Genomic DNA, 26,938 nt, shown 5'->3' with positions numbered 1-26,938 from the left:
CGTGGGTCAGCTGGTTTCGTTCTTCTTGGTGACCTCACCGGTGGCGGCGTCGACCATCACCTCGTGCTTGGTCCCGTCCGGGGTCATCACGTCCGACTGCCAGACGGTCTTGCCGTTCTCGGTGTCGAGCTTCAGCTTGGCGACGTGTCCCTCCGGTACGGCCGCGGCGACCTTGTCGGCGGCCTGGGCGTAGTCGAGCTTGGCCTCGGTGATGCGGGTGTGCATCTTGGCCTTCTCCTGCTCGTCCATCTGCTCGGCCGTCGGCCCCTTGACGACCTTGCCGGACTGTACGTCGACCTGGTGTTCCGTGCCGTCGGAGCCGACGACCTTGACCTCCCAGAGCATGCCGTTCTCCTCGCTCTCGACGGAGACGACCTTGGATCCGGGCACCGCGGCCATCGCGACCTTGGCGGCGTCCTTGAGCTCTCCGGCTCCTGGCTTCATGGACGTGGCGCCCGGCGAGGGGGACATGGTCCCCGTTTCGGGCGGGCTTTCCATCGTCGGAGTCGGGCTTCCCATGGTGGGGCCCGGCGTCGGTTCGACGGCGAACTGGCCGACTTCCCGTACGGCGCCGCAGCCGGCGGCGAGCAGTGCCGCACCGACCAGAGCCCCGATGATCGACTTGTTCATACTTGGACCGCTGCCCCAGGAACCCGCCTTCATTCCCGCAGGTCAGAACCCTGGACCACGGCCGGGGCCGGCAAGGGCGCGCCACGCGGGGACCCGCCGCCGACCCGCCGGCCCCTACTGGACGCCCGTTTCGCCCACGCTGTCGGCCACTACTGGACGCCCGCTTCGCATGTCGCCGGCCGCTACTTGACGCCTGCTTCGCGCATGTCGCGCAGCTCGCGCTTGAGCTCCTTGATCTCGTCGCGCAGCCGCGCGGCCACCTCGAACTGAAGGTCGGCGGCCGACTGGTGCATCTGCTCGGTCAGCGACTCGATCAGCGACTCCATCTGCGCCCGCGGCATCTCGCCCGCGATGGCCTTGGCGTGCTGGCCCGCCTGGCGGGCGGCGAAGCCGGGCACCGGGGCCTTGCCGCGCGACTGCTGACGGCCGCCGCCGAGCAGCTTGTCGGTGTCGGCGTCCTCGCGCTGGAGGGAGTCGAGGATGTCGGCGATCTTCTTGCGCAGCGGCTGCGGGTCGATGCCGTTGGCCTCGTTGTAGGCCATCTGCTTGGCCCGGCGCCGGTTGGTCTCGTCGATGGCCCGCTCCATCGACGGCGTGACCTTGTCGGCGTACATGTGGACCTGGCCGGACACGTTACGGGCGGCGCGGCCGATGGTCTGGATCAGGGAGGTCTCCGAGCGCAGGAAGCCCTCCTTGTCGGCGTCGAGGATGGCCACCAGCGACACCTCGGGCAGGTCGAGGCCCTCACGCAGCAGGTTGATGCCGACCAGCACGTCGAACTCGCCGATGCGCAGCTCGCGCAGCAGCTCGATGCGGCGCAGCGTGTCGACCTCGCTGTGCAGGTAGCGCACCCGGATGCCGAGCTCCAGGAGATAGTCGGTCAAGTCTTCGGACATCTTCTTGGTCAGCGTGGTGACCAGGACGCGCTCGTCGCGCTCGGCGCGCTCGCGGATCTCGTGGACCAGGTCGTCGATCTGCCCCTTGGTGGGCTTGACGACGATCTCGGGGTCGACCAGGCCGGTGGGCCGGATGACCTGCTCGACGACGTCGCCCTTGACCCGCCCCAGCTCGTACGGCCCGGGCGTGGCCGACAGGTAGACCGACTGCCCGATGCGCTCCAGGAACTCCTCCCACTTCAGCGGCCGGTTGTCCAGCGCGGACGGCAGCCGGAACCCGTGGTCGACCAGCGTGCGCTTGCGCGAGGCGTCGCCCTCGTACATCGCGCCGATCTGCGGCACGGTCTGGTGGGACTCGTCGAGGACCAGCAGGAAGTCTTCGGGGAAGTAGTCGAGCAGCGTGTTGGGCGCGGTGCCGGCGGCGCGGCCGTCGAGGTGACGGGAGTAGTTCTCGATGCCGGAGCAGGTGCCGATCTGGCGCATCATCTCGATGTCGTAGGTGGTGCGCATGCGCAGCCGCTGGGCCTCCAGCAGCTTGCCCTGCCGCTCCAGCTCCGACAGGCGCGCGGCCAGCTCGGCCTCGATGCCGGCCACAGCCGCCGCCATGCGCTCCTCGCCGGCGATGTAGTGGGAGGCGGGGAAGATGTAGAGCTCTTCGTCCTCCGTGATGACCTCGCCGGTCAGCGGATGCATGGTGGCGAGCTTCTCGATCTCGTCGCCGAACATCTCGATGCGCACGGCCAGCTCTTCGTACTTCGGGATGATCTCGATCGTGTCGCCGCGCACCCGGAACGTGCCCCGGGTGAAGGCCAGGTCGTTGCGCGTGTACTGCATGTCGACCAGGCGGCGCAGGAGCTGGTCGCGGTCGACCTCCATGCCGACGCGGAGCCTGGCCATGCGGTCGACGTACTCCTGCGGGGTGCCCAGGCCGTAGATGCACGAGACGGAGGCGACCACGATGGTGTCACGGCGGGTGAGCAGCGAGTTGGTGGCCGAGTGGCGCAGCCGCTCGACCTCGTCGTTGATCGAGGAGTCCTTCTCGATGTACGTGTCGCTCTGCGGCACGTACGCCTCGGGCTGGTAGTAGTCGTAATAGGAGACGAAATATTCGACCGCGTTGTTGGGCAGCATCTCGCGCAGCTCGTTGGCGAACTGGGCGGCGAGCGTCTTGTTGGGCTGCATGACCAGCGCGGGCCGCTGCAGCCGCTCGATCAGCCAGGCGATCGTGGCCGTCTTGCCGGTGCCCGTGGCGCCGAGCAGGACGCTGTCCTTCTCCCCGGCCCGGACGCGGCGCTCCAGCTCGGCGATGGCCGTCGGCTGGTCGCCGGATGGAGTCATCTCGGTGACGACCTCGAAAGGCGCCACCTTCCGCTGCAAATCTGTGACCGGACGCATGCTGCCACTGTAGGCGGCGCCACCGACAGAAACCGTCAGGCCGTGGGCTGCCCGATCCGGGGGAACGGCGTGGTGGAGAACACCACCTCGACCGGCACCTCGAAGTACCGCGCCATGCGCAACGCCAGGTGAAGACTCGGGCTGTATTCGCCCCGCTCCAGGTATCCCACGGTCTGGTAGTGCACCCCCAGCGCCTGCGCGAGCTGCCTGCGGCTCACCCCCCGCTCGGCCCGCAGCAACGCGATGCGGTTGTGGACGGTCTCACTCATCAACCCTCCAGATAGCAGACCTGCTCCATCCATAACACCCCTGCTATGGGACGTAACAGTCATATGACGACACATTGCAAGCGAACAGCAAGTCATACCCGATACGGTCGGATTCGCCTGTAGCGGAAAAGGAAGGTTCGATGTCACGACCCCGAGAGGCACTGATCCAGGCAGGTCAGGGCATAGCCCAAGCGGTCGCGCAAGGAGGTGACGTACGGCAGGCGATGAGCCAGGCGATCGGCCAGGTCGCCGACCAGGCCGGCCAGCTCACCGGCCAGGCCCCCGGCTTCGCGCTCAACCCGCACGACTTCGCCGCCGCCCGCGACGGCGGCGCCTCCGTCGGCACGCTGATCGAGGCCAGGTCCGCCTCGCTGAACGAGGCCGGCGAGATCGTCAACCGCAGCTTCGCCGAGAACGGCATGCACGTCATCTCGCCGGTGGTGATCCCCAAGGGCAGCACGGCCAAGGTGGTCATCCCGCTGACCGTTCTCGTCGTCCTGGGTCTGATCGGCGCGCTCGGCGGCATCGTGCCGGGGTCGGACATCTTCTTCGGCCCGCACTACTGGGTGGTGCTGGTGCTGGCCGCCGCGTTCCTGTGGTGGCGCAGGAGCGTGGTGATGGTCCCCGAGGGCTGCAAGGCGCTGATCACCAAGTTCGGCAAGCTGGTGCACATCGCCGACCCGGGCCGGGTGACGCTGTTCAACCCGTGGAAGCGGGTCAGCTACATCGTCAACACCACCCGCGAGTACCCGTTCAACGCCCCCATCAGGGAGGCGCCGACCCAGCAGGGCGTCAAGGCCAGCGTCGACCTGTTCCTGCAGTTCAGGATCGAGAACCCGGCCGAGTTCATCTTCGTGCTCGGCTCGGTCAGCGGCTTCCAGTCCAAGCTGCAGAACGCCATCAGCGAGGTCACCCGCTCGCTGATCTACGCCCAGCGGGCCGAGGACATCTACGACCTGGTGGGCGAGAGCACCCTCGGCATGCTGGAGAACCTGAACCAGCAGTTCCTGCCCGCCGTACGGCTCACCGACGTGAACATCACCCACGCCGAGCCGTCCAGCCAGGAGTACCGCATGGACCTGGCCGCCCCGGAGATGGTCCGGGTGGCCAAGGAGGCCTACACCTACGAGTACGAGCTCCAGCTCCGCAAGGAGCAGAACGAGGGCGACCTGGTCAAGGAGCTGGCGGGGCTCCAGGAGACGCTCAGCGCCATCCAGGCCGAGATCGCCGGCTACCAGGCCCGTATGGACACCGCGCTCGAACGCGCCAGCCACCAGGCCACCGCGCAGGCCAGGCAGCGCCTGGTCGAGGCCGAGTCCACGGCCAACGCCAACGCCGCGCTCCTGGAGGCCCAGGCCCTGGACATCCGGGCGCTGTCGGCCGCCGAGGCCCCCGAGATCCTCGACTACCGCTTCCAGCAGGACCTGCTGACCAAGCTGGAGTCGGTGGCCACCCGGCTGCCGCAGGTGGTGCAGGTGGGCGAGCAGACCGACATCGACTTCCTGGCCCTGGCCCAGCAGCTCGTGGGCGGCAAGGGCGCGGCGCTGTTCTCCGCCGAGGACATGGCCGCCATCCGCGGCCGGCTCGGCGAGATCGCCGCCCGCGTCAGCGGCCGCGAGGACGAGATCGCGGCCCTGCTGAAGAAGGCCGCCGCCGACGTGAGCGAGCCGCAGGCCACGCCTGAGCCCGACCACGACCTGGAGAGCACGGTCGAGCGCCTGCTGCCCGGCCGCCTGAGCGAGGGTGAGGTCCGATGACCCGCGAGTTCTCGAAGATCAAGGAGTCGCTGGCCTCCTGGTCCGACATCCGCCAGCTGCTGCGCGGCGGCGAGCAGGGCCAGCTCGTGCCGGTGGTGATCCCCAAGGACCGGCGCGGCTTCGCCTGGATGGCGCTCGTCCTGCTGGCCCTGTACTTCGCCGGGATGGCCGCGCTCACCGACCTCACCCTGCCCGCCGCGCTGGCCGCGCTGTTCTTCCTGGTCGTGGCACTGGTCACGATCTGGCGCCAGGCGATCATCGAGATCGAGGAGGGCACCACCGGCGTGCGCAGCCGCTGGGGGGCGATCACCGGCACGCTCCCGCCGGGCCGCCACTATCTGTGGCTGCCGTGGGACCGGGTGGACGCGGTCGTGGACACCTCCACCGAGATCCCGTACTCGGCGCCGATCGTGGCCTGCCCGACGGCCGAGAACGTGCCGCTGAAGTCGATCGAGTTCTTCCTGAAGTTCCGCATCGTGGACCCGGTGGCGTTCGTCCGGACGATCGGCGCGGGCAACTTCGACCTCGTGCTCTCCAGCGCCGTGCAGGACGCGATCAGGCAGCGCAGCCGGCGGGTCAACACCGAGCGCGCCTACGACCTGCGCGGCTCCGACGTCGGCGACATGCAGGAGGCGCTCAACCGCCAGCTCGGCCGGTACGGCGTGCGCGTCACCGGCGCCAACATCCCCGACGTCCAGCTCCCCGACCAGTACCAGCAGCACCTGGCCACCCGGGAGAAGGTCGCCAAGGAGCTGTCGGCCTACGAGCGCGAATGGGAGCTGACCCGCAAGCGCCGCATCGACACGCTGCTCATGGAGATCGAGCGCTCCAAGAAGACCCGCGACGCCCGCGTGGTCGAGGTCAAGGCCGCTCACAACACCGCGCGCAAGAACGTGGCGCGCATGCTGGAGGAGCAGGAGACCGAGGCCCAGCGCGTGACGTGGGAGATCGAGGCGCGCGGCAGGGCCGACCTGACCGCCGCCGAGAACGAGGCCAAGGCCCTGCGCAGGCTGGCCGAGTCCTACCGCGACAACCGGGCCGTGCTGCAGTACGAGCTGGCCCGCCGGCGCCTGGACGTGGGCGCCAAGCTCGCCGAGAACGCCCCCCAGCCGTTGGTCGTACGGACCCAGCAGGGCCAGGCCGACTCGGCGCTGTCCACCCTCGTCCTGGCCCAGTTGCTCCCCCGCATCTCGGGCACGGGACACACCGCCGGCAACGGCCAGACCCCCACCGCATAGGAGAGACCCCATGGTGTTCCGCAAGTTGATGGCCGCCTTCGGCGCGGGCGTCGAGGTCGACACGGTGCTGACCGACGCGTCCGTGCGTCCCGGTGAGCCGCTGCGCGGCGTCGTGCACTTCCGCGGCGGCGGCTCGGACTACAAGGTCGAGGGCATCTACCTCGACCTGACCGCCGTGGTGGAGGTCGAGAGCGGCGACAACGAGTACAAGACGACCTACAGCTTCCTGCGCCAGCAGGTGGCCGGGACCTTCCAGCTCGCCTCGGGCGCCCAGCACCAGCAGCCGTTCGAGATCATGGTGCCGTGGGAGACGCCGATCAGCGCGATCGGCGGCCACCCGCTGCACGGCATGCGGCTCGGCGTCCAGACGGAGCTGGCGCTGGCGGGCGCGATCGACAAGGGCGACCTCGACCCGCTGTTCGTCAGCCCGCTGCCGGCCCAGGAGCACGTCATCGCCGCCCTCGACCGGCTGGGCTTCGGCTTCAAGAAGGCCGACCTGGAGCGCGGCACGCTGTACGGCTCGACGATGCCGTTCTTCCAGGAGATCGAGTACTACGCGGGCGGCCAGTGGCGGCGGCACTTCAACGAGCTGGAGCTGACGTTCATCGCCGGGCCGCGGCAGATGGACGTCATCCTGGAGGCCGACAAGCGCGGCGGCTTCCTGACCTCCAGCCACGACACCTACAACCGCTTCACCGTGCGCTACGACGACCACCCCGGCGCGGCCGACCAGGCGTTGCAGCACGGCCTGGAGCAGATGGCCCGCCGCCGCGGCTGGTTCTAGCCGGGTGCTCCCCCGAGCCGGGCGGCGGCCCGGCTCAGGGGACCCGGTACATGCGCTCGGTCCAGGCCCGGTAGCGCCAGGTGTGGCCGACGCGGTAGTCGTGGCCCAGGTAGACGCCGAAGACCTGGCGCTTGAGCTCGCGCAGCGCCCCCGCGACGTTGGGGGCCCAGCCGGTCATCGGGTAGCCGCGGTAGGAGACCGCCCGCAGCCCCAGCCCGCTCGCCGCGGCCAGCGCGAAGCGGGCCGAGGCGACGTGGTCGGGGTGGTCGCACAGCCCCCGGCCGGTGGGCGGCTCGGGGTCGAGCGTGCGCAGCACCGTCGGCCGGAAGCGGGCGTAGAGCGCGCGCAGCACGCCGACCACGTCCCGCCGGCCGACGCAGCGCGGCTCGGGGCCGGCGCCGAACCGGCGCACGCAGGAGCGGTCCTGCCACAGCCTGGTCAGCGCGTCGCGGCCGCCGTCGGCGCGCGGGTCGCCGCCGTCCGGCAGTCCGACGAAGGCGAGCCTGACCGCCGGCCTGTCGGCCAGCTCCTCCATACGGACGGGGAAGCCGCCCGCCGTGATCGTCGTGACCCGCCAGACGTCGGGCGCGCCGGCCAGGAAGGCGTACGCGGCCCGCAGGCCCCGCGCGCGGTCGCGGGTGTAGGCGACGGGGTCGCGGTCGTCGTCCCAGCCGGCCTGGCCCTCGCCCGCGGTCAGGTAGACGGTCACCGTCGGGCGGTGCCACTGGACGGCGCCGTACAGGTCGGGGATCATGAACAGCAGGTCGTCGTCCGGATGGGCCACGACCTGCATGAACCGCTCCGACGACGACGGCCGGTGGACCTCCGCCCACGCCGCCGCGGGCGGGGCCGGGCACGCCAGCACGGCCACCAGCACCAGCGCCAGCGCGGCCGCCGAGAACATCCTGATCCCCTTCATCCCCACCCCCGTGCGCTTCCAGTATCGAACCTGGTCAGGTCCCGGTCCTGAGCTGCCAGGGGGAGATGTCATGTCATTCCCGGGTAGGAGATACCTCCTTCCCGTGCGCTGGAAGTCGCATGCCGACGGTCGTTACGATGACCTAGGGGATTGACTGATCGTCGGACGGGCGGGCGAACGATGGCACGGTTCATGGCGGCGCTGAAGCGGGTCGCCCCATGGGCGGCCCAGAACGCCGACGGCGCCATCGCGCTGTTACTGGCCATCGTGATCGGCGTGCTCGGCATCATGCCCGACACGGTGGTGCCGACCGATGTGCAGACCCAGCTCGTCAACGCCGCGACTCTGGTGATCATGGCGCTGGTGGCCACCGCCCTGCTGCGCGACCGCGCCCGTCAGGCCCCGGTCGAGGAGACCATCACCTCCGGCGCGCTGGCCCAGCTCCCCGTCCGGCTGTCGCGGCTGGAGGAGATCGAGACGCTCGTCCACGGCACCCGCAAGGCCCTCGACGCGCTGCAACTGGTCAGGGTGCTGGGCAGCAAGCAGGAGATCGCCCAGATGCACGCCGAGGCGCGCAAGGACACCACCCGGTGGAGCTTCAAGGGCGGCACCGGCACCTACCTGCGCGCGGTCACCCTGCCCTCGTGCGTGGCCGCCGCCCGCCGGGACAAACGGCACCTCGTGGTGCGGGTCGAGGTGATCGACCCGTCCAACGTCGAGGTGTGCGAGACGTACGCCCACTACCGGCGCTCCCTGTCGGACTCCCCCGACGCGACCGGCGAGACGTGGACGACCGACCGGGTCAGGAAGGAGTCGTACGCGACGATCCTGGCCGCCTTCTGGTACCGCCAGCGTTACGGCCTGCTCGACATCGAGGTCGGTCTGTCGTCGTCGATGACGACGTTCCGCTGGGACCTGTCGGCCACCCGGCTGATCATGACGGTGGAGGACCCCAACCGCGCCATGACCGCGCTGGCCGGCACGTTCTACTACGAGAACTGCGACACCGAGCTGCGGCTCAGCTTCGAGCAGGCGCGGCGGGTGCCGATGGACATGTACAAGAAGGCGCCGCTCGGCGACGAGCCCACGATCGAGGAGGTCCAGGACCTGTTCGGTCGCATCGGGGTGCCTCTCCCCAAGGCCTACGACGGCCGCGACGTCGTGGACATCGCGCGCAAGGCCCTGCGCGCCGTCGATCCCTACGGCGAGGCGCGTCCTGCGGCCCTCCGACGAGACGGAACGTGAGTGCGACTCATGAGCTACCGGTCGGTCTTCCAGCGGGTCCGCGACGGACAGGCCAGGTCGTGGGCGCTCGGCGTGCTGAGGGAAACCGCGCGCCCCAGGGCCGTACGCCATCCGCTCGGCTTCGTCTGCCTGCCGCTGGAGCGTGAGGGCGGCGAGGGGGTATGCCTCCACCTGTGGTCCGACTCGCTCCAGCACGCCGAGAGCACCACCTCGCAGATCCACTGCCACAGCTGGGACCTGGTCAGCCACGTGCTCTACGGCCAGGTCCGCAACGTGCACGCGGTGGTCACCGACGCGGGGCCCGACGCCACGCACCGGGTGTTCGAGGTGGTCAGCGGTGCCGACGGCGACCGCATCTCGCCCACCCGCCGCACCGTGCGGCACGCGACCGGGCTGGTGGAGCTGTTCGGCCCCGGCGACACCTACACCCTGCCGGCCGACCGCTTCCACAGCAGCGTGGTGCCGGAGGGCGGCGAGGCGGCCACGATCGCGCTCGGGCGCGGCCGGCCCGGCAGCCGCGACCTGTCGCTCGGCCCGCTCGGGGCGGGCGGCCACCACGTTCCCCGGGAACCGCTGAACGCCGAGGAGACGGCGCTGGCCGTCCGGCTGATCACCGCCCACCTGACCTGAGGGGTGCCCGATGGACCTGGATCACGCTCGCTCTGTGGCCGTCGAGGCCGCCCAGGCCGCCGGGGCGCTGCTCGCGGCGGGCACGCGTGGGGCCATCGGCATCCGGGCCAAGGGCGACGCCGGCGACGTCGTCACCGATCTCGACCTGGCCTCGGAGAAGCTGCTGGTCGAGCGCATCCTGACGGCCTTCCCCTCGCACACGATCGTGGCCGAGGAGTCCGGGCTGATCGGCGCGGCGGGCGGCGAGTGGACGTGGCTGGTCGACCCGCTCGACGGCACCAACAACGTGGCCATCGGGCTGCCCACGTACGTCGTGGGGGTGGCGTTGTGCCGGGCCGGGCGGCCCGTGCTGGGCGTGGTGCACGACCCGGTGACGGCCCAGACCTGGTCGGCGATCCGGGGGCGCGGGGCCGTGGCGTCCACGGGGGCGCGGCTGGCGCCGCCGTACACGGCCAGCCCGCACGGCCCGCTGCTGGCCTGGACCCAGGGGTACGGCGTGAGCAGGGGCGACGCCACCGTGCTGGCGTTGAAGGCGGCGCTGGAGGTGGGCGCGCGGCGGGTGCTGCAACTGTGGGCGCCGCTGCTGTCGTGGGCGATGCTGGCCCGCGGCGACATCGACGGCATCGTCGGCTACCGCGCCGAGGCGGTCGATCTGCCGGCCGGCGCGCTGCTGGCCCAGGAGGCCGGGATCGAGATCAGGGCGCTCGACGGCGGCCCGTTCGAGGAGAGCATCGACGGCACGGCCGAGGACCGCAGCTTCGTGGCCGCTCACCCGCGGGCGCTTCCCGGGCTGATGTCGCTGCTGCCGGGCTGACGCCCCCGGCGCTCAGCCGAACGTGACCAGGGCCCAGACCGTGGCCAGCAGCCCGATGACGGCCAGGCCGGCGCCGGTGAGCAGGAAGCGGCGCAGCGGCACCGCGACGCCGTGGCGGCGGCACGACTCGAACCACAGGAGCGTGGCCAGCGAGGCCCACGGGGTGATCACCGTGCCCACGTTCGTGCCCACGAGCAGGGCCAGCAGGCGGTCCTGGTCGGCGGCCGTGATCACCGCCTCGACGGCCTTGTAGGCGGGCAGGTTGTTGATCGCGTTGGACAGGCCCGCGCCCACCGCGGCCGTCCGGTACGGGTCGCCCTCCGTGCCGATCATCCACGTCATCAGCGCGTCGAGCCCGTGGGCGCTGAGGGTGGGCACCACCAGGAACAGCCCGGTCACGAAGACGACGAGCTGCCAGGGCAGCAGGCTCCAGGTCAGCTTGGCCCGGTCGCGCACCAGGAAGGCGGCCACCACCAGCACGGCCGCGGCGGTGGCGGCGACGGCGACGTGCGCCTTGAGCAGCAGCAGGGCGATGAACAGCAGACAGCCGGCCGAGGCCGCGCCGAACAGCACGCGGTCGGCCACCGGCTCCAGCACCGGCGGCGTGTAGCGCAGGTCGCGGCGCTCGCCCCGGCGCCAGAAGAACACCCACAGGAACACCATCGTCACCGCGATCGAGGCGAGCTGCGGGGCCCACATGCGGGCGGCGAAGCCCTGGGCGTCGAGGCCGAGCTTGTCCATGGCGAGCAGGTTGGTCAGGTTGGAGACCGGCAGCAGCAGGCTCGCGGTGTTGGCCAGCCAGATGGTGGTCATCGCCAGCGGCAGGGCGGCGATGCGGGCCCGGGGCGCCAGGGCGAGCATGACCGGGGTGAGCAGGACGGCGGTGGTGTCAAGGTTCAGAAAAATCGTGACAAATGACGCGAAAGCCGTACAAAGAAAGAAAAGTGCGGTGTAGTTACCGCGGCCGAGCACCGCCATCCTGGCCGCGATGGCGTCGAAGACCTGCGCTTCCTTGGTCAGCTCGGCCAGCACGATGATGGCGACCAGGAAGATCAGCAGCGGCCCGATCGTCTCCAGGCTCTCGACGGCGTCGCGCCACGGCAGCAGACCGGTCGCCACGAAGACCAGACCGAGAGCAAGCAGCCCGATCCGGATCAGATCGAGCACAGCCAGACGCCGCCACACCCGACGATGATCGCACACTGACTGCAAATCACCGATTCCTCGGTGGATACTGAGCAGATGGCACGTGACGGCAGGCCGACCGAGATCTTCGTCAGCTACTCCCCGGCCGACACCGCCTGGGCGACCTGGATCGCCTGGGAGCTGGAGGCGGCCGGCTACCGGACCATGATCCAAGCCTGGGACTTCGTGCCCGGCACCAACTTCATCGACTTCATGGACCGCGGGGTCAGCGAGGCGCAGCTCGTCGTGGCCGTGCTCTCGCGCAACTACCTCACCTCGCGCTACGGGCGCATGGAGTGGCAGGCGGCCATGCGCGCCGATCCCGACAACCCCTCCAACAAGCTCGTCACGATCCGGCTGGAGGACGTGCAGCTGGAGGGCCTGCTGTCCACGATCACCTGGGTCGATCTGCTCGGCGTCACCGACTCCGGACAGGCCAGGGCGCTGCTGCTGGGCCGGGTCGGCGAGGCGCTGGCCGGGCGGGCCAAGCCGGCGGCCGCCCCCGCCTTCCCCTCCGGCCGGGTCGTGCCGCCTCCGGCCGTCCCGACGCTGCCCCCGACGACCGACCTGGCCAGGGCCCGCCGCACCCCGGTGACGGCCCCCAAGTTCCCGCCCTCGGGCGGCGACGACCGCGGGCGCGAGTCGGTCAACGTCCTGCACATCGGCGGGCCGAGGTTCGGGCGGGCGCTGCCCGATCCCGGCGAGCCGTTCACGCCGGAGGACATGCAGGCCCGCATCTGGGCCGACCTGACGGCCATGTACGACCGGGGCATGCCGCGTCCCGACCTCATGGTGGTCAGCGGCGACCTGACCGAGTCCGGGAGCCTCGGGCAGTTCGCGCAGGCCACGCAGTTCGTCACGGACCTGCGGCTGCTGATCGGCCTGGAGCCCCACCGGCTGGTGCTGCTGCCCGGCCCGCGCGACGTCACCAAGGCCGCGGCCAGCGCGTACTTCATGACCTGCGAGGCCGACGACGTGAGCCCGCAGCCCCCCTACTGGCCCAAGTGGCGGCATTTCGCCGGGCTGTTCCGCGAGGTGTACCAGGGGCTCGACGACCGGGTGTTCGACGGTGGCCAGCCCTGGACGTTGTTCGAGGTGCCCGACCTGCGGGTGGTCGTGGCCGGGCTCAACTCGACGATGGCGATGAGCCATCTGGAGCGCGACGCGTACGCGCTGCTGGGCGAGGCGCAGGCCGCGTGGTTCGCCGAGCGGCTGCGTCCCTACGAGGAGAGCGCCTGGCTGCGGCTGGGCGCGATCGGCCATCCGCCCGCCGCGTTGCGGGACGCGCCCACGTTCGACCGGCTGCTCACCCACCGGCTCAACCTGCTCTTCCACGGGGCCGGCGCGGGCGTCCCGGCCGCCGAGCCGCGGCCGGGCTTCGCCGCGGTCGCGGCCCCGCGCTCCGGCCGCCACCAGGTGATCGAGATCTCCCCCGACGGCATGCGCACCTGGACGCCCGACACCGGCAAGCCCGCACGCGCCCGGCACGGCTGGCGGGCGGTGCGGGCCACGTTCACCGGCGAGACCCCCGGCACCCCGCCGCCCGCCCCCCAGCCCGAGGAGCGCGAGCCGAGCCCCGTCGAGCTGCTGCTCGACCGCATCACCGAGGTCTGCGAGGCCCGGCACGAGCGGGCCAAGATCCGGCGCTTCCCCGACCACCTGGTGGTCACCCATCCCGAGGACGGGTTCGTCCGGCAGCTCATGATCGGCGCGCACGTCGGCGAGCTGACCGAAGCCGCCGCGACCGGGTTCGCCCGCCGCGCCCACGCCGCCGACCTGGCCGCCGAGCTGATCTACCAGGGTCCGCCGGCCTCCCGCGCGCTCCGTGACGACCTCATGCGCAAGGGCGTGCGGGTGCGCAGCTTCCTGGAGTTCCAGGGCCTGCTCGACCTGTCGGGATATGTCGCCGAGCAGACCGCCCGGCTCACCGGCGACCGCCGCTACCCGCCCGGCCTGTACGTCCCCCAGCGCTACCGCGAGCTCGACCGGCCGGGCAGCCAGATCAGGCAGGGGCTCACCGACGAGCTGATGCGGCTGCTGGCCGCCGACCACGGCCGGTTCCTGCTGCTGCTCGGCGACTTCGGCCACGGCAAGACGTTCGCGCTGCGCGAGCTGGCCAGGCGCATCCCGGCCGAGCTGCCGCACCTGACGCCGATCTTCATCGAGCTGCGCGCCCTGGACAAGGCCCACTCGGTCGACGCCCTGGTCGCCGCGCACCTGGCCGGGCACGGCGAGGAGTTCATCGACCTCAAGGCGTTCCGCTACCTGCTCCGGCAGGGGCGCATCGTGCTGCTGTTCGACGGGTTCGACGAGCTGGTCACCCGGCTGACCTACGACCGGGCGGCCGACCACCTGGCCACCCTGCTGGCCGCGGCCGAGGACAAGGCCAAGATCGTGGTGGCCAGCCGTACGCAGCACTTCAAGTCGCACAGCCAGGTGCTGACCTCGCTCGGCGAGATGGTGGGCGTGCTGCCGCAGCGGCGGGTGCTCAGCGTGGAGGACTTCACGCACGACCAGATCCGCTCCTACCTGGCCAACCGTTTCGACGACGGCGACGAGGCCGGCGCCCGCATGTCGCTCATGGGCGAGATCAAAGACCTGCTGGCGCTGGCCCAGAACCCGCGCATGCTCAGCTTCATCGCCGACCTCGACGCCGACCGCCTGCGCACGGTCGCCGGCGCCCAGCACACCCTCAGCCCGGCCCTGCTGTACGAGGAGATCCTCAGTACCTGGCTGGCCTTCGAGGAACGGCGGGCCCGCGTGCCCGGCTCGCCAGGCGCGTTGTCGATCGGCGAGCTGTGGCGGGTGGTGACCGCGCTGGCGCTGCGCCTGTGGGACAGCGGCGAGACGCTGCTCGGCGTCGACGAGCTGACCGAGATCGGCGAGACGCTGAGCGACCTGGCCTCGGGCCAGCTCTCGCCCGCGCACGCCGCGCACGCGATGGGCTCGGGCAGCCTGCTCGTGCGCACCGAGGAGGGCATGTTCGGGTTCATCCACGCCTCCGTGATGGAATGGCTCATCGCCCGCCACATCGCCGCGAACCTCGACAACCCCCTCCCGCTGACCCGCAGGCCGCTGTCGGCGCTGACCGTCGAGTTCCTGTGCGACCTGGCCGACGTACGGGCGTTGCGCGCCTGGGTGGCCGACCCGCCCGCCGACGACGTGGCCAGGGCGAACGCGGTCAAGATCGCGGCCAGGCTGCGCACCCCGGCCAAGGCCGACCTGCGCGGCGCGAACCTCAAGGGCGAGGACCTGTCGGCGCGCGACCTGCAGGAGGTCGACCTGACCGGCGCCGACCTGTCGGAGGCCACCCTGGCCGGCACGGACCTGTCCAGGGCCGTCCTGCGCGACGCGAGCCTGGCCGGCGCCCGGCTCGACGGCGCCCGGCTGACCGGCGCCGACCTGACCGGGGCCGACCTGTCGGGCGCGCGGCTGGCGCAGGTCGACCTGAGCGACGTCACGGTCGAGGGCGCCCGCTGGCACCGGGCGTCCCTGATCAACGTCACCGGCACGCTGCCGCACCTGCCGGGCGCGGCGGTGGTGCCGGGCCAGCCGGTGGAGGTGGAGTTCGCGCCGGCCGGCATCGGCGTCCCGTACGGCTACCACTTCCAGACCTCCCGCCTGCCCGAGCCCATCGCCTACAGCCCCGACGGCTCGACCATCGCCATCGGCAACGAGGACGGCGGCGTGCTGCTGTGCGCGGGCGGCTCCCCGGTCCGGACCCTCCAGGGCCACCGCGGCCGCGTCTACGCCGTCACCTTCGCCGGCGACCTGCTGGCCACCGGCGCGAGCGACGGCACGGTCCAGCTCTGGGACACCCTCACCGGCCGGCGCCTGCACACCCTGACCGGCCATCCCGACGGCGTGTGGCCGCTACGCCTCAGCGCCTCGGGCGAGCTGGTGGCGGCCGGCGGCGGCGACGGCGTGGTCCGGGTGTGGGAGACCGCGACCGGCCGGCTGGTCCACGAGCTCCCGGGCCACCGGGCGCCGGTCTACACCGCCTCCTTCGGCCGCTCGCAGCTGGTGACCGGCGACTCCGCGGGCGTCGTCCGGGTCTGGGACCTGAGCGCCGGGCAGACGGCCGTGACCCTCGACGGCCACCGCGGCAGCGTCTACCGGGCCGTGCACAGCCCCGACGGCACCCTGCTGGCCACCGGCGACGAGGCGGGCACGATCCGGCTCTGGGACACCGCCACCTGGTCCCCCCGGCACGAGCTGACCGGCCACACCGGCAGCGTCTACTGCCTGACGTTCTCCCCCGACGGCTCGATGCTGGCCAGCGGCGACACGTCCGGCAGCGTGCGCCTGTGGGAGGCGTCGGGCGAGCCGCTCGGCGTGCACACCACCCACACGGCGGCCGTCTACCAGGTGACCTTCAGCCCCGACGGCCGCACGCTGGCCAGCGGCGACTCCGGCGGCACGGTCCGGCTGCAGCCCGTGGGCGGCGGCAAGCGCGTCGAGCTGACCGGGCATCGCAGCTCGGTCTGGCCGTTCGCGTTCCGTCCCGACGGCCAGCAGCTGGCCACCAGCAGCAACGACGGCACCGTGCGCCTGTGGGACCCGATTTCCGGGCAGTGCCAGCGGGTGCTGCGCGGCCACGGCCGGCGGATCTCGTCGGTGCGCTTCAGCGCCGACGGCTCGATGCTGGCCACCAGCGGCAACGACGGCGTCGTCCGGGTTTGGGAGCCGCGCACCGGGCGGCGGCTGCGGGAGTTCACCGGCACCGCCGACCGGCTGATCTCCGCGCTGTTCTCGCCCGCCGGCCCGGTGCTGGCCACCTCCAGCAACGACGGCGGCGTGCACTTCTGGAACGCCACCACCGGCGACTACGAACGCGAGCTGCACGCCGAGACCGACCACGTGTGGGCCGAGGCGTTCAGCCCCGACGGCAACATGCTGGCCACCGCCAACGACGACGACAGCGTCAAGATCTGGTACCGGCCGACCGGCCGCATGGCCGTCGACCTGGTCGACCACCGGGGGCGGGTGCGCTCGATCGCCTTCAGCCCCCTCGGCGACTACGTGGCCACCGGCTGCGACGACAAGCTCGTCCGCCTGTGGCACGTCTCCTCCGGCGGCCGGGTGGCGACGCTGGAGGGCCACACCGACCGGGTGTACTCCGTGGCCTTCTCCCCCGACGGCCGCTACCTGGCCAGCGCCGGCAACGACGGCCGCGCGCTGGTGTGGGAGCTGCGGCCCGGCCAGCCCTGGCAGCCGCGCCTGGCGCACACGCTCACCCAGCACGAAGGCCGGCTGTGGAGCCTGGCCTTCGACGCCACGGGCCGCCACCTGGCGACCGGCGGCGACGACATGACCGTGCGGGTGTGGGAGACCGCGACCGGGCAGCTGCTGCACACCCTCACCGGGCACGCGCGCCGGGTGTGGTCGGTGGCCTACAGCCCCACGTCCGACCTGCTGGCCAGCGCAGGCGACGACGGCGTGGTGATCCTCTGGGAGGGCGGCGAGCGGCGGGCGACGCTGCTGGGGCTACCCGAGGGCTGGGCCGCCCTGGCGCCGGACGGACGGTACAAGGTGCACGGTGAGCCGGGCGGGCAGTTCTGGCACGTCATCGGGATGTCACGGTTCGAGCTGGGGGAGCTGGATCCGTACCTGCCGGAGGTGAGTCAGGTGCCGCTCGACTCGCCCTTCTGACCGCAGGCGGGTGACTAGCCGCGGGCGGCGCGGCGTACGAGCTCGTGCCAGACCTCGTCGACCCGGGCCTCCAGGTCGTCGAGGGAGCCCTCGTTGGGGATCACCAGGTCGGCGGCGGCCAGGCGGTCCTCCCGGCTCGCCTGGGCGGCGATGCGGGCCTTGGCGTCGGCCTCCGGCATGCCGCGGTGGTCGGCGAGGCGCCGGATCCGCACCTCGTCGGCCGCGTCGACCACGATCACCAGGTCGTACATGGGGGCCAGCTTGTTCTCCACGAGCAGCGGCACGTCGTAGACCACGATCGCGTCGTCGGCCGCCTGGCCCTGCAGATCGGCCACCCGCTCCCCCACCAGCGGATGCACGATCGCGTTGAGCGCGGCCAGCCGGTCGGGGTCGGCGAAGACCACCGCGCCCAGCCGCTCCCGGTTCAGCGAGCCGTCGGGGCGCAGCACCCCTTCGCCGAACGCGGCCACCACCCGGGACAGCCCCGCCGTGCCGGGCTCGACCACCTCTCGCGCGATCTTGTCGGCGTCGATGACGACGGCGCCCCTGGCCGACAGCCGCTTGGACACCTCGCTCTTGCCGGAGCCGATGCCGCCGGTGAGCCCAATCTTCAGCACCGGAAAAGACTACCCATCCCGGCGTACCCGGTCATCCCGTCGGCTCGCTCAGTACCCGCCGCGGCGCGGGGCGGCGGTCGGACGGCGGGACGGGTTGGCCCGGCCCGTGGGCTTGAGGTCGCGCGCCGGCTGGTCGTGCCGGTGCGGAGAGCGGGCCTGCTGGTCGGACTTGGCCTGGGTGATCGTGGCGGGAAGTTTGATCTGCATACTTGTTCCTCCTTGGGGGTGGGGGTCAGGCGCGGGTGAGCCAGGTGACCTGGGCGCCGTTGTCGAAGGACTCGCGCCTGGTCGGGGTGAACAGGGTCGGGCTGAACCGGCCGGCGAACATGGAGATGCCCGCCCCGGCCACCACGGGGTAGCGCTTGAGGATGATCTCGTCGATCTCCGGGAGCAGGGAGCCGGCGAGCTTGCCGCCGCCGCAGAGGTAGATGTCCATGCCGGTGTCCTCGGCCTTCAGCCGCCGGACGAGCTCGATCGGGTCGCCCTTCTCCACGTGCACCGTGGGGTCGTCGATCGTCAGCGTGCTGGAGACGACGTACTGGCGCAAGTGGGAGTACGGGCTGGTGGTGGGCACCTCCAGGGCCGGCTCGAAGGTGCCGCGGCCCATCACCAGGGTGTCGAACACCTTGTTGGGCACGCCCTCAAGGCCCACGAGCCTGCGGACGTGGGTGGGCAGCGTCTCGGGATAGCGGGTGTTGATCCAGTCGGCCATCTCGGCGGACACGGGGTAGAAGTCGAACTCGGCGCCGGGCCCGGCGATGTAGCCGTCGAGGGAGACGCCGATGTAGTAGACAAGCTTTCGCATTCGGAGCAACTCCTGCTGTAGTACTATGACTGAAGTGGTTTGAACATAGTACTACGTCTGGAGTGGTGTCAAGTGCGGAAGAACCCCGAGCGGAGGCAGGCGCTGATCGACGCGGCCATCGAGGTGCTGGCCAGGGAAGGAGCGCGCGGGCTGACGTTCCGGGCCGTCGACGCCGAGGCGGCCGTGCCCCCCGGCACGGCCTCCAACTACTTCGCCAACCGCGACGACCTGTTCACCCAGGTCGGCGGACGCATCTACGAACGTTTGCTGCCCGACGAGGCCACGCTCGCCCGCGGCCAGGAGGGCGTGCGGGACGAGACCCGCTACGCCGAGCTCATGCACGAGCTGGTGGACCGGGTCACCGCCTTCAACTCCGGCTACCTGGCCCTGCTCGAACTGCGGCTGGAGTCCACCCGGCGTCCTGAGCTGCGCGCCGTGCTCACCAAGCGCATCCGCGAGGACATCGACGCCAACATCGGCTACCACGCGACGTCGGGCCTGCCCGGCGACTCGACCTCGGTGGTCCTGCTCTACCTCGCCCTGAACTGGCTCATCGTCGAACGGCTGACGTTGCCGGACATCTTCAGCGAGCAGGAGGTCCGCCAGCTCGTGGACGCCGCCGTGCGGAGATCACTGAACGGCTGACGCCGCCGGACGAGCCGCGGTGGCGTCGGGCACCGGACAGGTCCCCAAGGAAACGATCAGTCTGCGCTGCGGCGCAGGTGGATCAGGGTGAGATGGTCGTCCATCCGCTCCCGGCGGGTCTCGCGGTAGCCGAGCCGCCGGTACAGCCGCAGGTTCCCCTCCGACAGATGCCCCGTGAACAGGTCGAACGCCCCCGCCTCCGGCACCTGCTCGTGCAGCGCCGCGAGCAGGGCCGTGCCGAGCCCCTGCCCCTGCCGGTCGGGCGCGACCACGAGCCGTCCGACCAGGCAGGTGGTGCCGGCCACCTGCCCGCGCACTGCGCCGACGATCCGGCCGGCGTCCACGGCCTTGAGCACGACGCCCGTCTCGACGGCCTTGCGCACCTGCTCCAGCGACTCCACGAGCGGCGGGATGTAGGGGTCGCCGTAGAGCTGGGCCTCGCTCACGTACGCCGCCCGCTGCAGGGTGAGGATCTCGCCCGCGTCCGCCGCCACCGCCCGTTCGATCTTCACGCCAGCACCCTATCTGCTGCCTTCCCACCGCCACCGCCGACTTCCCGCCCTCCAGACCGCCCGCCGCCCGGCCTTGGACGGTCCTCCCGCGCTGCCGGCTAGGGAGCGTTGCCCGCCGTGAGCTCACCCGGGCAGAACGTGCCCTGCTTCGGCAGGACGCCGTTGACCAGGTAGTCGTGCACCTTCGTACGCAGACAGGCCGCGCGCAGCCTGCTCACGCCCTGCGCCAGGTACGCGCCCTGCCCGTCCCCGTGCCACAGGACCCTCGCCCCGGGGATCTGCCCGGCCGCCCTTGCCGCCCCGGAGGACGGCGTCTCGTTGTCCAGCCGTCCCACGCCGACCAGCACCGGGGGCACCTTGAGCCCGGCTGGCAACGGGTGCGGCGCCCAGCCCGGCGAGCGCGCCGCCCCCAGGCACCTGGCGACCTCCGCCCGCCCGCTCAGCCACCCCACCCGTGGGGCCGCCTTCCGCAGCCGCGCCTCCACCTGGAGAAAAAGGCGATGACCGGGCACTGCCAACCCGAAGTCATGACACCACCTGACCCCCTCCGCACTTGCCGGCCCCACCTCCCCCACCTCCCCGGACGCCACTCCCCCCACCACACCGGGAACCGTCTCCCCAGGCTGCGACACCGCCCCCGCCGTCCTCGAAGCCGCCCGCGCATCGGACAGGACGCCTCCCCCCGCCACTCCAGAGCCCACCGCCCCAGAGGCCGCAGTACCAGAGGCCGCAGTACCAGGGGCCGCAGTACCAGGGGCCGCGGCACCAGGGGCCGCAGTACCAGGAACTGCCGCTCCGCCCCGAGACGTCGCCCCAGCCGGTCCCTGAGGCGTCGCCCCCGACCTCCCCGGCAGCGCCTCAGAGGGCCGGGTGCCGGCCGGTGCAGGAGGCGTCTGCCCTGCGCCGAGGGGTGTTCCCGCCGTACCTGCGGAGGCCGCCTGGCCCGGGACGGGGGCGGCTGCCGTCGGGGCGGGAGGGGTGGGCTGTGGGGGCTCGGCGGGGAGCAGGGCGGCCAGGCCCGTGGCGTCGCCCGTCCGGGCTCTGGAGAGGGCCTGCGCGAGCGCCGGCCACCGTGCGGGCGTGAGGCCCGCCCATACGGCGGCGGCGATCTCGTGCCCGCTCACCGTACGCTCGCCGCCACCGAGCCGCAGAGGCGCGCGCCTGACCAGCCCGTCGAACACCCGGACGGCGTCCGCGCGGCCGAGCGGGCAGCCGGGACGGTTCCGGCACCAGTCGCGGAAGTACCCGAGCTGCCGCTCCTGGGCGCGGGCGTGGGCCAGCAGCCGCCGTTCGAGCCCGGTCTCGGTGTGGTCGGGCAGCCCCTCCAGGTACATCCGCCCGGCCCGGCCGGGGAACAACTCCAGGTACGCCTGCCCGTACACGCTCCCATAGCCGTTGCCGAGGTAGCGCAGCCGCGACTCCCCCAGCGCGGCACGTACGGCATCGAGGTCGTGGGCGACCTGCCAGGACGTCAGCCCGGCGTAGGCGGCCCCGAGCGCGGCGCGGCAGGCCCGGTCGTAGACGGCGTTGTCCCGGGCGAACGCGCGCCAGGCCGTCCGTCCCTCGGCCACCTGCAGCCGGGCCGGGTCCGGCCGGGGTCGGGGGCACGCCCCCGCATGCCCCCCATCCCCGGCCCCGCGCGCCTCGACCAGCACGACGTCGAACCACCTGGCCAGTTCGCCCACGGCGTCCGGCCGCGCCACGACCTCTCGTACGACCGACGCGGCCCCCGTGTTGACCACCAGCGCGCCGAGCCGCCGCAGCGGGTCCTGGGCGGGCATCATGGCGAGCCGGACGGCCACGCGGGCCTCGCGCGGCCTGGCCCAGTCGGCGGGGACGGGCAACGTGGCGCACCGCATACCGCCGCCGCACTCGGACCAGACGAGCCTCTCCCGCCCAGGCGCCGGCCGCACCGCCCCGGCAACGCCCCGCTCCTGCGGCCCCGCCGCCCCGAGCTCCGACGCCGCCGATCCGGCCGTGTCCTGCCTGGGCTTCTCAGGCCAGGCCGCCTCGGGTCGCGGCTCCGCGAGCTCGGTCACGTCGCGTTCCGGCCATGGGGTCGGCGAGGCGACCAGGCGCATCGCCTGCCCGACTCCCCCGCCTGCCGCCGGAACCAGGACGGTGACCGCCGCCACCACCGGGATCACGCGCCGAACCATACGCACCGCATCGCCCCCGAACGCTCGTACCTCCAGCCGCATGTCAGTTTCCCAGCGGCCGTCTTCGCAGGTAGAGAAGTCGTAAAAGGTCGATGGGTAAAATCTCGCGCCCGCTCGGCGATTCTCCGTGCCACCGACCCCCGCCCCCTCACAGAACCCCGCTCGGGTCAGAGGAGGGAAGAGACAGATCGGCTGTAATCAGACCCTCACGGGCCGCCCAGCCCTGCCCTGCGACTCAGCCTCCGCGCCACAGGCCACTCTTGAGGGACGCGACGCGCCACATGCCAGGGTGGCACCAGCGCCTCCGCGTCGGTGCCGGCCGTACCTGGCCGGGAAACGGCGAGAAGGCGACCCCGGGCAGCGAGACGCTACGCCGCGAAAGCCGGCGACCGAGCGGGCAGCGTGTTCTTGAGCGTGGCCGTCATCCTCGGACGGGTTGCGTGATGCGCTCAAGCCATCGCCGCAGAAGGGCGGTCTCGGCCGGTTCCAGGGCCTCGGTCCCGGTGAGATCGAGTTGTGCGTGCAGGCGCAGCGCGGCGGCGTACAGCGGGTCGGCGTCGTTCTGAGCGGCCGGCCCGGCCAGGACGTGCGAGAACACGGCGTCTCGCATGCGGTGGGACAGAGCGGGGTCGTCGAACAGAGCCGGTCTGGCGATGTGGTCGAGGGCGGTGCCGACGTTCGCCGACAGGATCAGCTGAGCGGCGGTCTGCGGCTCGGCCTTCAACGCCCCCGCCGCCGCGCACCGCGTGAGCGCCGCCACCAGCAGGTCCATCACGCGATCTCGCGCCGTCGAGTGTGACCACGGCCGCGGAGTGAACATCAACTGGTAGAGGGCCGGCTTCGCCCGGGCGAAGGCCATGTGGCCGTCCCAGCCGGCGCGCAGGTCGGCGACCGGGTCGCCGGTCTGCTCCTGGGCGGCCTTGAGCGCGGCATATTGCTCGTAGCCGTGGTCGGCGACGGCGTCCAGCAACCCGCGCTTGTCACCGAACAACCGGTAAAGCACGGGCTGGCTCACGCCGACGGCGTCGCAGACCGCGCGCGTGGCCACCTCATGGTCCGAGGACGACGCCAGCTGCCGCTCCGCGGCCTCGATCATCGCCGCCCGAAGCGCGTCCGTCTCTGCCATGCGATCAATGATAGCGCCAATCGATAGCGGCGATACGAAGTGTGCTACCGTCGATTGACGTAACGCCGATACGGAGAATCCGTATCACCGCTAGAGACCAGGGAGTTTTCCATGAGTGACCAGCGTGTGGCCGTCGTCAGCGGCGGCTCCCGGGGCATCGGCAAGGCGATCGCGGTGGCGCTGGCGGCACGGGGCTGTGCGGTCGCAGTGGGGTTCCAAGGGTCGGCCTCCGCCGCGGCGCAGGCGGTCGAGGAGATCTCGGCATCCGGCGGCCGGGCGATCCCGGTCCAGGCCGACGTGGCCGACGAGGACGCCGTCGCGGAGATGTTCGAGGCGACGGAGAAGTCCTTCGGCGGGGTCGATGTGGTCGTCAACTCGGCGGGGCGGCTGTCGTTGTCCCCGATCGCCGACCTCGACCTCCACGAGCTGGACGCTCTGCACCGCACCAACATCCGCGGCGCGTTCGTGATGGCCCGGGAGGCCGCACGCCGCATGCGCGACGGTGGCGCGATCGTCAACCTGTCCACCTCCGTGGTCGGCCTGCAGTTCCCGGGTTACGGGGCGTACGCCGCCAGCAAGGGAGCCGTCGAGGCGATGACACTGGTGCTCGCCCGGGAACTGCGCGGGCGGAACATCACGGTCAACGCGGTCGCGCCAGGCCCGACCGCCACCGAACTGTTCCTCGACGGCAAGACCGAGGCGACGATCCAGCAGCTCGCCAAGCAGCCTCCACTGGAACGGCTCGGCACCCCCGAGGACATCGCCGAGGTCGTCGCCTTCCTGGCGAGCCCGGCCGGGCACTGGATCAACGGCCAGGTCGTGCGCGCCAACGGCGGGATCATCTGATGGCCGCCGCGCGACAGGCCATCGTCGCCACCGGGGCCTCCAGCGGGTTCGGCCGGCGAGCCGTTCCAGGGCGGCGGGCGCGTTGCGGTCCGCGATTCGCCTCATGCCGACGCCGACGGTGTGCCCGGCTCGCGCCGGGGCCGTAGCCGTCAGGACGGTAGCGAGGTCGTCCCGATCGTCGCCGACCGTATCCGCGCCGGGTTCTACCGCCGCGCCGGCGGCGCCGACCTCCGGCCATCCGCGGCCCCACTCTGAATCCCCACACGAAAGACATCCCAGGAGCTTAGATGTCAAGCTGCAACCGATTCTGCGTGATGCAACCAGGCGGTCGTCTCGTCGTAGAGGGTGCCAGTTTTGAGGCACCCATGCAGGATGCCGACCAGCCGGTTCGCGAGCTGGCGCAGTGCGGCGTTGTGGCCGGAGCCGCGAGCTCTTTGCCGGTCGTAGTAGGCGCGTGCACCGGGCGAGAGTCTCAGGGCGCTGAAGGCTTGGGTGAGCAGGGCGTCGATGAGCCGGTCGTTGTGGATGAACCGGGCCAGGGCGACCTTCTTCTTGCCGGACGCGCGGGTGATCGGGGAGGTGCCGGCGTAGTTCTTGCGGGCTTTGGCGCTGGCGTATCGCGTGGGGTCGTCGCCGAATTCTGCGAGCACCCGGGCGCCGAGGACCGTTCCCAGCCCGGGCTGGGAACGGATGATCTTAGCGGCCGGGTGCTCGCCAAAATGGGCCTCGACCTGCCCTTGCAACGTCTTGACCTGGGCGTTCAACACGTTCAGGACGGCGATCAGCGCCTGGACGGAGGCGGCGTAGGCGTCGGTCACCACCTCCGGCTGACCGAGGTGCTCAGCGCGCAATGCGGCCTGGATCGCCACGGCCTTGTCGGCCACGTTCTTGCGGCGGGCGTGCTGCAAAGCGGTACTGATCTGCCCGATCGTCAGCCTGGCGGCCTGCGCTGGGGTAGGGGCCTTGGCCAGCAGCTCCAGGCTGTCGGTGGCGTCCAGGTCCTCGAACGCGACCAGCGCAGCCGGGAAGTAGTCGCGCAGCGCGTGCCGCAGCCGCTGGGTGTGCCGGGTCCGTTCCCAGATCAGGGTCTTGTGCGTGCGGGCCACGACCTTGACCGCCTCGGCCTCGGCGGAGTCCCCGGCCACGGCGCGCAGTTCGTGGGCGTGGGTGCGGACCATGTCGGCCAGCACGTGCGCGTCACCGGCATCGCTCTTGGCTCCCGAGACCCCGAGCCGGTCCCGGAACCGGGAGGCCTGCAACGGGTTGACCGCCAGCACCGTGTATCCGGCAGCGACCAGCGCGGCTACCCACGGTCCCCGGTCGGTCTCGATCCCCACCAGCACTTCGGCCTCGTCGGCCTCGTCCCCAGCCAGCTCGCCGACGATGGCGTGCAGCCGGGACATCCCGGCCACGCCTTCGGGCAGCCGGGCCTTGGCCAGCCGTCGGCCGGAGCCGTCCATCACCTCTACATCGTGATGATCCTCGGCCCAGTCATCCCCCACGAACAGTCGCAACGATCCTCCCGATCTCAATGCCGATCACCCTGAGCAGCCGGCGGGAGAACCTCAGCGACCTAATCAAGCAGTGCTCACGCCCATGTGGGCGGGCACGACATCCCATCAGCGATCAACTCTCCCGGCCAACGGCAGAGGCACGGTCTTTCGTCAGGACTCAACGTCCAGGAACCCGGAGTGCTCACCTGCCCGCGGCTACCACCAAGGAGTCTGCCGGATGGCTTACTCCCAGAACTGATTAGGAAACCGACATGCCGTTCGCCAACCTCAAGGTTCCCGCCGACACCCTGACCCCCGAGTCCAAGAAGAAGCTCATCGACGCAGTCACCGACGCCTATGCCGCCGTCTACGGAGAACGAGCTCGGGCCACCACCCTGGTCCTCCTGGAGGAGGTTCCGGACGGCGGCTGGGGTCTGGGTGGCAACATCCTCACCGCGGACATGCTCGGCCGCAGCTGACCCGTCCGGGACACCGGGCCGCCCCCGGCCCGGTCCCACCTCCGAACCTCACCCCGGCCCCCAGCACAGAGACCGTTTGACCTGTCCCGAATCGCCCAACCAAGTCACGGATGTGCCCGCGCCATCCCGGACAGCAGGGCGAACCGCGGTGAGTGACCACACCTGGGGCCGGGTGAGCCGGACGCCGCAGATCAAGCGCGGAGGCCGCAGATCAAGCGCGGAGGGCGTCGATCAGGGCGTCCACGGCGGCGAGCGCGACGGAGGTGTCGAGTCCTGCGCGGGAGACCAGGGACAGGCCCTGGACGGTGAACAGCAGGAGCTGCGCCTGGGCCTCGGGGGTGGCGGCCCGGGCGACCTCGCCGTCGGCCTGCGCGCGGCGCAGGGCGTCGGCGACGATCCGGGTGAAGCGGTCGTGCGAGCGGGCGACGATCTCGCGGGCCTCGGCATCCTGCGGAACCAGTTCGGCGGTGGTGTTGCCGATCATGCACCCTTGCGGAACGCCGGCCTCGGAGGCGTACTCCGGTGTCCGGGCCGGGTTGGCGAGCACCTCGCGCAGCGCCGGCAGCACCGGCCCGGACGCCAGTGCCGCGATCAGCTCGCGCTCGTAGGTGTCCCAGTACAGCTGGACCGCCGCCAGGTAGAACTGCCGCTTGTCGCCGAAGGCGCCGTACAGGCTGCCCCGCTCCAGATCCAGCGCTTCGACGAGGTCCTGGATGGAGGTCTCTCCGTAGCCCCGCGACCAGAACAGCAGCAGCGCGCGCTGCAGCGCCTGGTCCTTGTCGAATGCGCGAGGGCGTCCTGTCCGTGCCATGTGCCCAGGTTACGACTTTTTGACCGCTTGC

At 71.6% G+C, this 26,938-nt stretch carries 23 protein-coding genes; 10 read left to right on the top strand and 13 right to left on the bottom strand.

The features are described 5' to 3' along the window. Positions 1–6 precede the first annotated feature (6 nt). The 3 genes from ACIBQ6_RS18890 to ACIBQ6_RS18880 all read right to left on the bottom strand — a co-directional run bounded on the left by ACIBQ6_RS18890 (position 7) and on the right by ACIBQ6_RS18880 (position 3,190). Positions 7–630: a PepSY domain-containing protein gene (locus ACIBQ6_RS18890; protein WP_358293779.1), complete on the bottom strand. Its 624-nt coding sequence runs from the start codon at positions 628–630 to the stop codon at positions 7–9. A 182-nt stretch (positions 631–812) separates the two neighbouring features. Next, a complete protein-coding gene (gene uvrB / locus ACIBQ6_RS18885; protein WP_358293781.1) occupies positions 813–2,921 on the bottom strand; it encodes an excinuclease ABC subunit UvrB in 2,109 nt (702 codons plus the stop codon). Between the two features lie 35 nt (positions 2,922–2,956). Next, on the bottom strand, positions 2,957–3,190 hold the full coding sequence (locus tag ACIBQ6_RS18880) for a helix-turn-helix transcriptional regulator (protein ID WP_358293782.1): 234 nt from the start codon (positions 3,188–3,190) through the stop codon (positions 2,957–2,959). Between the two features lie 140 nt (positions 3,191–3,330). On the opposite strand from ACIBQ6_RS18880, the gene ACIBQ6_RS18875 reads away from it, so the two are divergent. The 3 genes from ACIBQ6_RS18875 to ACIBQ6_RS18865 are packed head-to-tail and all read left to right on the top strand — an operon-like array spanning position 3,331 to position 6,969. Beyond that, positions 3,331–4,947 carry an SPFH domain-containing protein gene (locus ACIBQ6_RS18875; protein WP_397213214.1) on the top strand — a complete coding sequence of 539 codons (1,617 nt, stop codon included), beginning with the start codon at positions 3,331–3,333 and terminating at the stop codon, positions 4,945–4,947. Beyond that, positions 4,944–6,185, top strand: a complete 1,242-nt coding sequence (locus ACIBQ6_RS18870) for an SPFH domain-containing protein (RefSeq protein ID WP_358293786.1) — start codon at positions 4,944–4,946, stop codon at positions 6,183–6,185. The genes ACIBQ6_RS18875 and ACIBQ6_RS18870 overlap by 4 nt, the downstream gene beginning before the upstream one ends. A 10-nt stretch (positions 6,186–6,195) precedes the next feature. Then, positions 6,196–6,969, top strand: coding sequence for a sporulation protein (locus ACIBQ6_RS18865; protein WP_358293788.1), 774 nt, complete (start codon positions 6,196–6,198; stop codon positions 6,967–6,969). Between the two features lie 34 nt (positions 6,970–7,003). Here the strand turns inward: ACIBQ6_RS18865 and ACIBQ6_RS18860 are convergent, their stop codons facing one another. Next, positions 7,004–7,888, bottom strand: coding sequence for a PIG-L family deacetylase (locus ACIBQ6_RS18860; RefSeq protein ID WP_397213211.1), 885 nt, complete (start codon positions 7,886–7,888; stop codon positions 7,004–7,006). Between the two features lie 192 nt (positions 7,889–8,080). On the opposite strand from ACIBQ6_RS18860, the gene ACIBQ6_RS18855 reads away from it, so the two are divergent. Genes ACIBQ6_RS18855 through ACIBQ6_RS18845 form a run of 3 tightly spaced genes read left to right on the top strand, consistent with a single transcriptional unit; the run spans position 8,081 to position 10,577 of the window. Beyond that, positions 8,081–9,133: a hypothetical protein gene (locus ACIBQ6_RS18855; RefSeq protein WP_397213209.1), complete on the top strand. Its 1,053-nt coding sequence runs from the start codon at positions 8,081–8,083 to the stop codon at positions 9,131–9,133. Between the two features lie 9 nt (positions 9,134–9,142). Beyond that, on the top strand, positions 9,143–9,763 hold the full coding sequence (locus ACIBQ6_RS18850; protein ID WP_358293794.1) for a hypothetical protein: 621 nt from the start codon (positions 9,143–9,145) through the stop codon (positions 9,761–9,763). Between the two features lie 34 nt (positions 9,764–9,797). Then, on the top strand, positions 9,798–10,577 hold the full coding sequence (locus ACIBQ6_RS18845; protein ID WP_397213207.1) for an inositol monophosphatase family protein: 780 nt from the start codon (positions 9,798–9,800) through the stop codon (positions 10,575–10,577). A 12-nt stretch (positions 10,578–10,589) separates the two neighbouring features. Here the strand turns inward: ACIBQ6_RS18845 and ACIBQ6_RS18840 are convergent, their stop codons facing one another. Then, a complete protein-coding gene (locus ACIBQ6_RS18840; protein ID WP_397213205.1) occupies positions 10,590–11,744 on the bottom strand; it encodes an SLC13 family permease in 1,155 nt (384 codons plus the stop codon). Between the two features lie 75 nt (positions 11,745–11,819). Here ACIBQ6_RS18840 and ACIBQ6_RS18835 point away from each other — a divergent pair, with 75 nt between their 5' ends. Then, positions 11,820–17,414, top strand: coding sequence for a TIR domain-containing protein (locus tag ACIBQ6_RS18835; RefSeq protein WP_397213203.1), 5,595 nt, complete (start codon positions 11,820–11,822; stop codon positions 17,412–17,414). Between the two features lie 14 nt (positions 17,415–17,428). Here the strand turns inward: ACIBQ6_RS18835 and coaE are convergent, their stop codons facing one another. The 3 genes from coaE to ACIBQ6_RS18820 are packed head-to-tail and all read right to left on the bottom strand — an operon-like array spanning position 17,429 to position 18,836. Continuing rightward, a complete protein-coding gene (coaE, locus tag ACIBQ6_RS18830; RefSeq protein WP_397213201.1) occupies positions 17,429–18,031 on the bottom strand; it encodes a dephospho-CoA kinase in 603 nt (200 codons plus the stop codon). A 48-nt stretch (positions 18,032–18,079) separates the two neighbouring features. Next, positions 18,080–18,238 (bottom strand): hypothetical protein, encoded by a 159-nt coding sequence (locus tag ACIBQ6_RS18825; protein WP_358293803.1) that lies wholly within the window; start codon positions 18,236–18,238, stop codon positions 18,080–18,082. 25 nt (positions 18,239–18,263) lie between these two features. Then, positions 18,264–18,836: a dihydrofolate reductase family protein gene (locus tag ACIBQ6_RS18820; RefSeq protein ID WP_397213199.1), complete on the bottom strand. Its 573-nt coding sequence runs from the start codon at positions 18,834–18,836 to the stop codon at positions 18,264–18,266. A 72-nt stretch (positions 18,837–18,908) separates the two neighbouring features. On the opposite strand from ACIBQ6_RS18820, the gene ACIBQ6_RS18815 reads away from it, so the two are divergent. Beyond that, positions 18,909–19,481, top strand: coding sequence for a TetR family transcriptional regulator (locus ACIBQ6_RS18815; RefSeq protein ID WP_358293807.1), 573 nt, complete (start codon positions 18,909–18,911; stop codon positions 19,479–19,481). A gap of 56 nt (positions 19,482–19,537) precedes the next feature. Here the strand turns inward: ACIBQ6_RS18815 and ACIBQ6_RS18810 are convergent, their stop codons facing one another. The 3 genes from ACIBQ6_RS18810 to ACIBQ6_RS18800 form a co-directional block, all read right to left on the bottom strand. Then, positions 19,538–19,993 carry a GNAT family N-acetyltransferase gene (locus ACIBQ6_RS18810; protein ID WP_397213197.1) on the bottom strand — a complete coding sequence of 152 codons (456 nt, stop codon included), beginning with the start codon at positions 19,991–19,993 and terminating at the stop codon, positions 19,538–19,540. A gap of 98 nt (positions 19,994–20,091) precedes the next feature. Next, the gene (locus ACIBQ6_RS18805) at positions 20,092–22,140 is read right to left on the bottom strand and encodes an alpha/beta hydrolase (RefSeq protein WP_397213195.1); all 2,049 of its coding nucleotides are present in this window, start codon (positions 22,138–22,140) and stop codon (positions 20,092–20,094) included. 433 nt (positions 22,141–22,573) lie between these two features. Continuing rightward, positions 22,574–23,278: a TetR/AcrR family transcriptional regulator gene (locus ACIBQ6_RS18800; protein ID WP_397213193.1), complete on the bottom strand. Its 705-nt coding sequence runs from the start codon at positions 23,276–23,278 to the stop codon at positions 22,574–22,576. A 111-nt stretch (positions 23,279–23,389) separates the two neighbouring features. On the opposite strand from ACIBQ6_RS18800, the gene ACIBQ6_RS18795 reads away from it, so the two are divergent. Beyond that, complete coding sequence (locus ACIBQ6_RS18795; protein ID WP_397213191.1) at positions 23,390–24,124, top strand: SDR family oxidoreductase; 735 nt, start codon at positions 23,390–23,392, stop codon at positions 24,122–24,124. Positions 24,125–24,414: 290 nt separating this feature from the next. On the opposite strand, the gene ACIBQ6_RS18790 is transcribed toward ACIBQ6_RS18795, so the two are convergent. Further along, entirely contained in the window at positions 24,415–25,632 is a 1,218-nt protein-coding gene (locus tag ACIBQ6_RS18790; RefSeq protein WP_397213457.1) for an IS110 family transposase, read from the bottom strand. A 257-nt stretch (positions 25,633–25,889) separates the two neighbouring features. On the opposite strand from ACIBQ6_RS18790, the gene ACIBQ6_RS18785 reads away from it, so the two are divergent. Beyond that, the gene (locus ACIBQ6_RS18785) at positions 25,890–26,096 is read left to right on the top strand and encodes a 4-oxalocrotonate tautomerase family protein (protein WP_352328851.1); all 207 of its coding nucleotides are present in this window, start codon (positions 25,890–25,892) and stop codon (positions 26,094–26,096) included. A gap of 211 nt (positions 26,097–26,307) precedes the next feature. On the opposite strand, the gene ACIBQ6_RS18780 is transcribed toward ACIBQ6_RS18785, so the two are convergent. Continuing rightward, positions 26,308–26,907, bottom strand: a complete 600-nt coding sequence (locus tag ACIBQ6_RS18780) for a TetR/AcrR family transcriptional regulator (protein ID WP_397213188.1) — start codon at positions 26,905–26,907, stop codon at positions 26,308–26,310. Positions 26,908–26,938 lie beyond the last annotated feature (31 nt).

The organism is Nonomuraea sp. NPDC049655, from assembly GCF_044465465.1.
GTDB lineage: Bacteria > Actinomycetota > Actinomycetes > Streptosporangiales > Streptosporangiaceae > Nonomuraea.
The sequence above is the reverse complement of the archived record's forward strand: the minus strand, read 5'-3'. Positions and strand labels throughout refer to the sequence as shown.

Excerpts from the sequence above, each read along its gene's own strand:
- ACIBQ6_RS18890 (WP_358293779.1), bottom strand. The coding sequence starts at position 630 with ATGAACAAGTCGATCATCGGGGCTCTGGTCGGTGCGGCACTGCTCGCC.
- uvrB (WP_358293781.1), bottom strand. The coding sequence starts at position 2,921 with ATGCGTCCGGTCACAGATTTGCAGCGGAAGGTGGCGCCTTTCGAGGTC.
- ACIBQ6_RS18880 (WP_358293782.1), bottom strand. The coding sequence starts at position 3,190 with ATGAGTGAGACCGTCCACAACCGCATCGCGTTGCTGCGGGCCGAGCGG.
- ACIBQ6_RS18875 (WP_397213214.1), top strand. The coding sequence starts at position 3,331 with ATGTCACGACCCCGAGAGGCACTGATCCAGGCAGGTCAGGGCATAGCC.
- ACIBQ6_RS18870 (WP_358293786.1), top strand. The coding sequence starts at position 4,944 with ATGACCCGCGAGTTCTCGAAGATCAAGGAGTCGCTGGCCTCCTGGTCC.
- ACIBQ6_RS18865 (WP_358293788.1), top strand. The coding sequence starts at position 6,196 with ATGGTGTTCCGCAAGTTGATGGCCGCCTTCGGCGCGGGCGTCGAGGTC.
- ACIBQ6_RS18860 (WP_397213211.1), bottom strand. The coding sequence starts at position 7,888 with ATGAAGGGGATCAGGATGTTCTCGGCGGCCGCGCTGGCGCTGGTGCTG.
- ACIBQ6_RS18855 (WP_397213209.1), top strand. The coding sequence starts at position 8,081 with ATGGCGGCGCTGAAGCGGGTCGCCCCATGGGCGGCCCAGAACGCCGAC.
- ACIBQ6_RS18850 (WP_358293794.1), top strand. The coding sequence starts at position 9,143 with ATGAGCTACCGGTCGGTCTTCCAGCGGGTCCGCGACGGACAGGCCAGG.
- ACIBQ6_RS18835 (WP_397213203.1), top strand. The coding sequence starts at position 11,820 with ATGGCACGTGACGGCAGGCCGACCGAGATCTTCGTCAGCTACTCCCCG.
- ACIBQ6_RS18825 (WP_358293803.1), bottom strand. The coding sequence starts at position 18,238 with ATGCAGATCAAACTTCCCGCCACGATCACCCAGGCCAAGTCCGACCAG.
- ACIBQ6_RS18820 (WP_397213199.1), bottom strand. The coding sequence starts at position 18,836 with ATGCGAAAGCTTGTCTACTACATCGGCGTCTCCCTCGACGGCTACATC.
- ACIBQ6_RS18800 (WP_397213193.1), bottom strand. The coding sequence starts at position 23,278 with ATGGCAGAGACGGACGCGCTTCGGGCGGCGATGATCGAGGCCGCGGAG.
- ACIBQ6_RS18795 (WP_397213191.1), top strand. The coding sequence starts at position 23,390 with ATGAGTGACCAGCGTGTGGCCGTCGTCAGCGGCGGCTCCCGGGGCATC.
- ACIBQ6_RS18785 (WP_352328851.1), top strand. The coding sequence starts at position 25,890 with ATGCCGTTCGCCAACCTCAAGGTTCCCGCCGACACCCTGACCCCCGAG.
- ACIBQ6_RS18780 (WP_397213188.1), bottom strand. The coding sequence starts at position 26,907 with ATGGCACGGACAGGACGCCCTCGCGCATTCGACAAGGACCAGGCGCTG.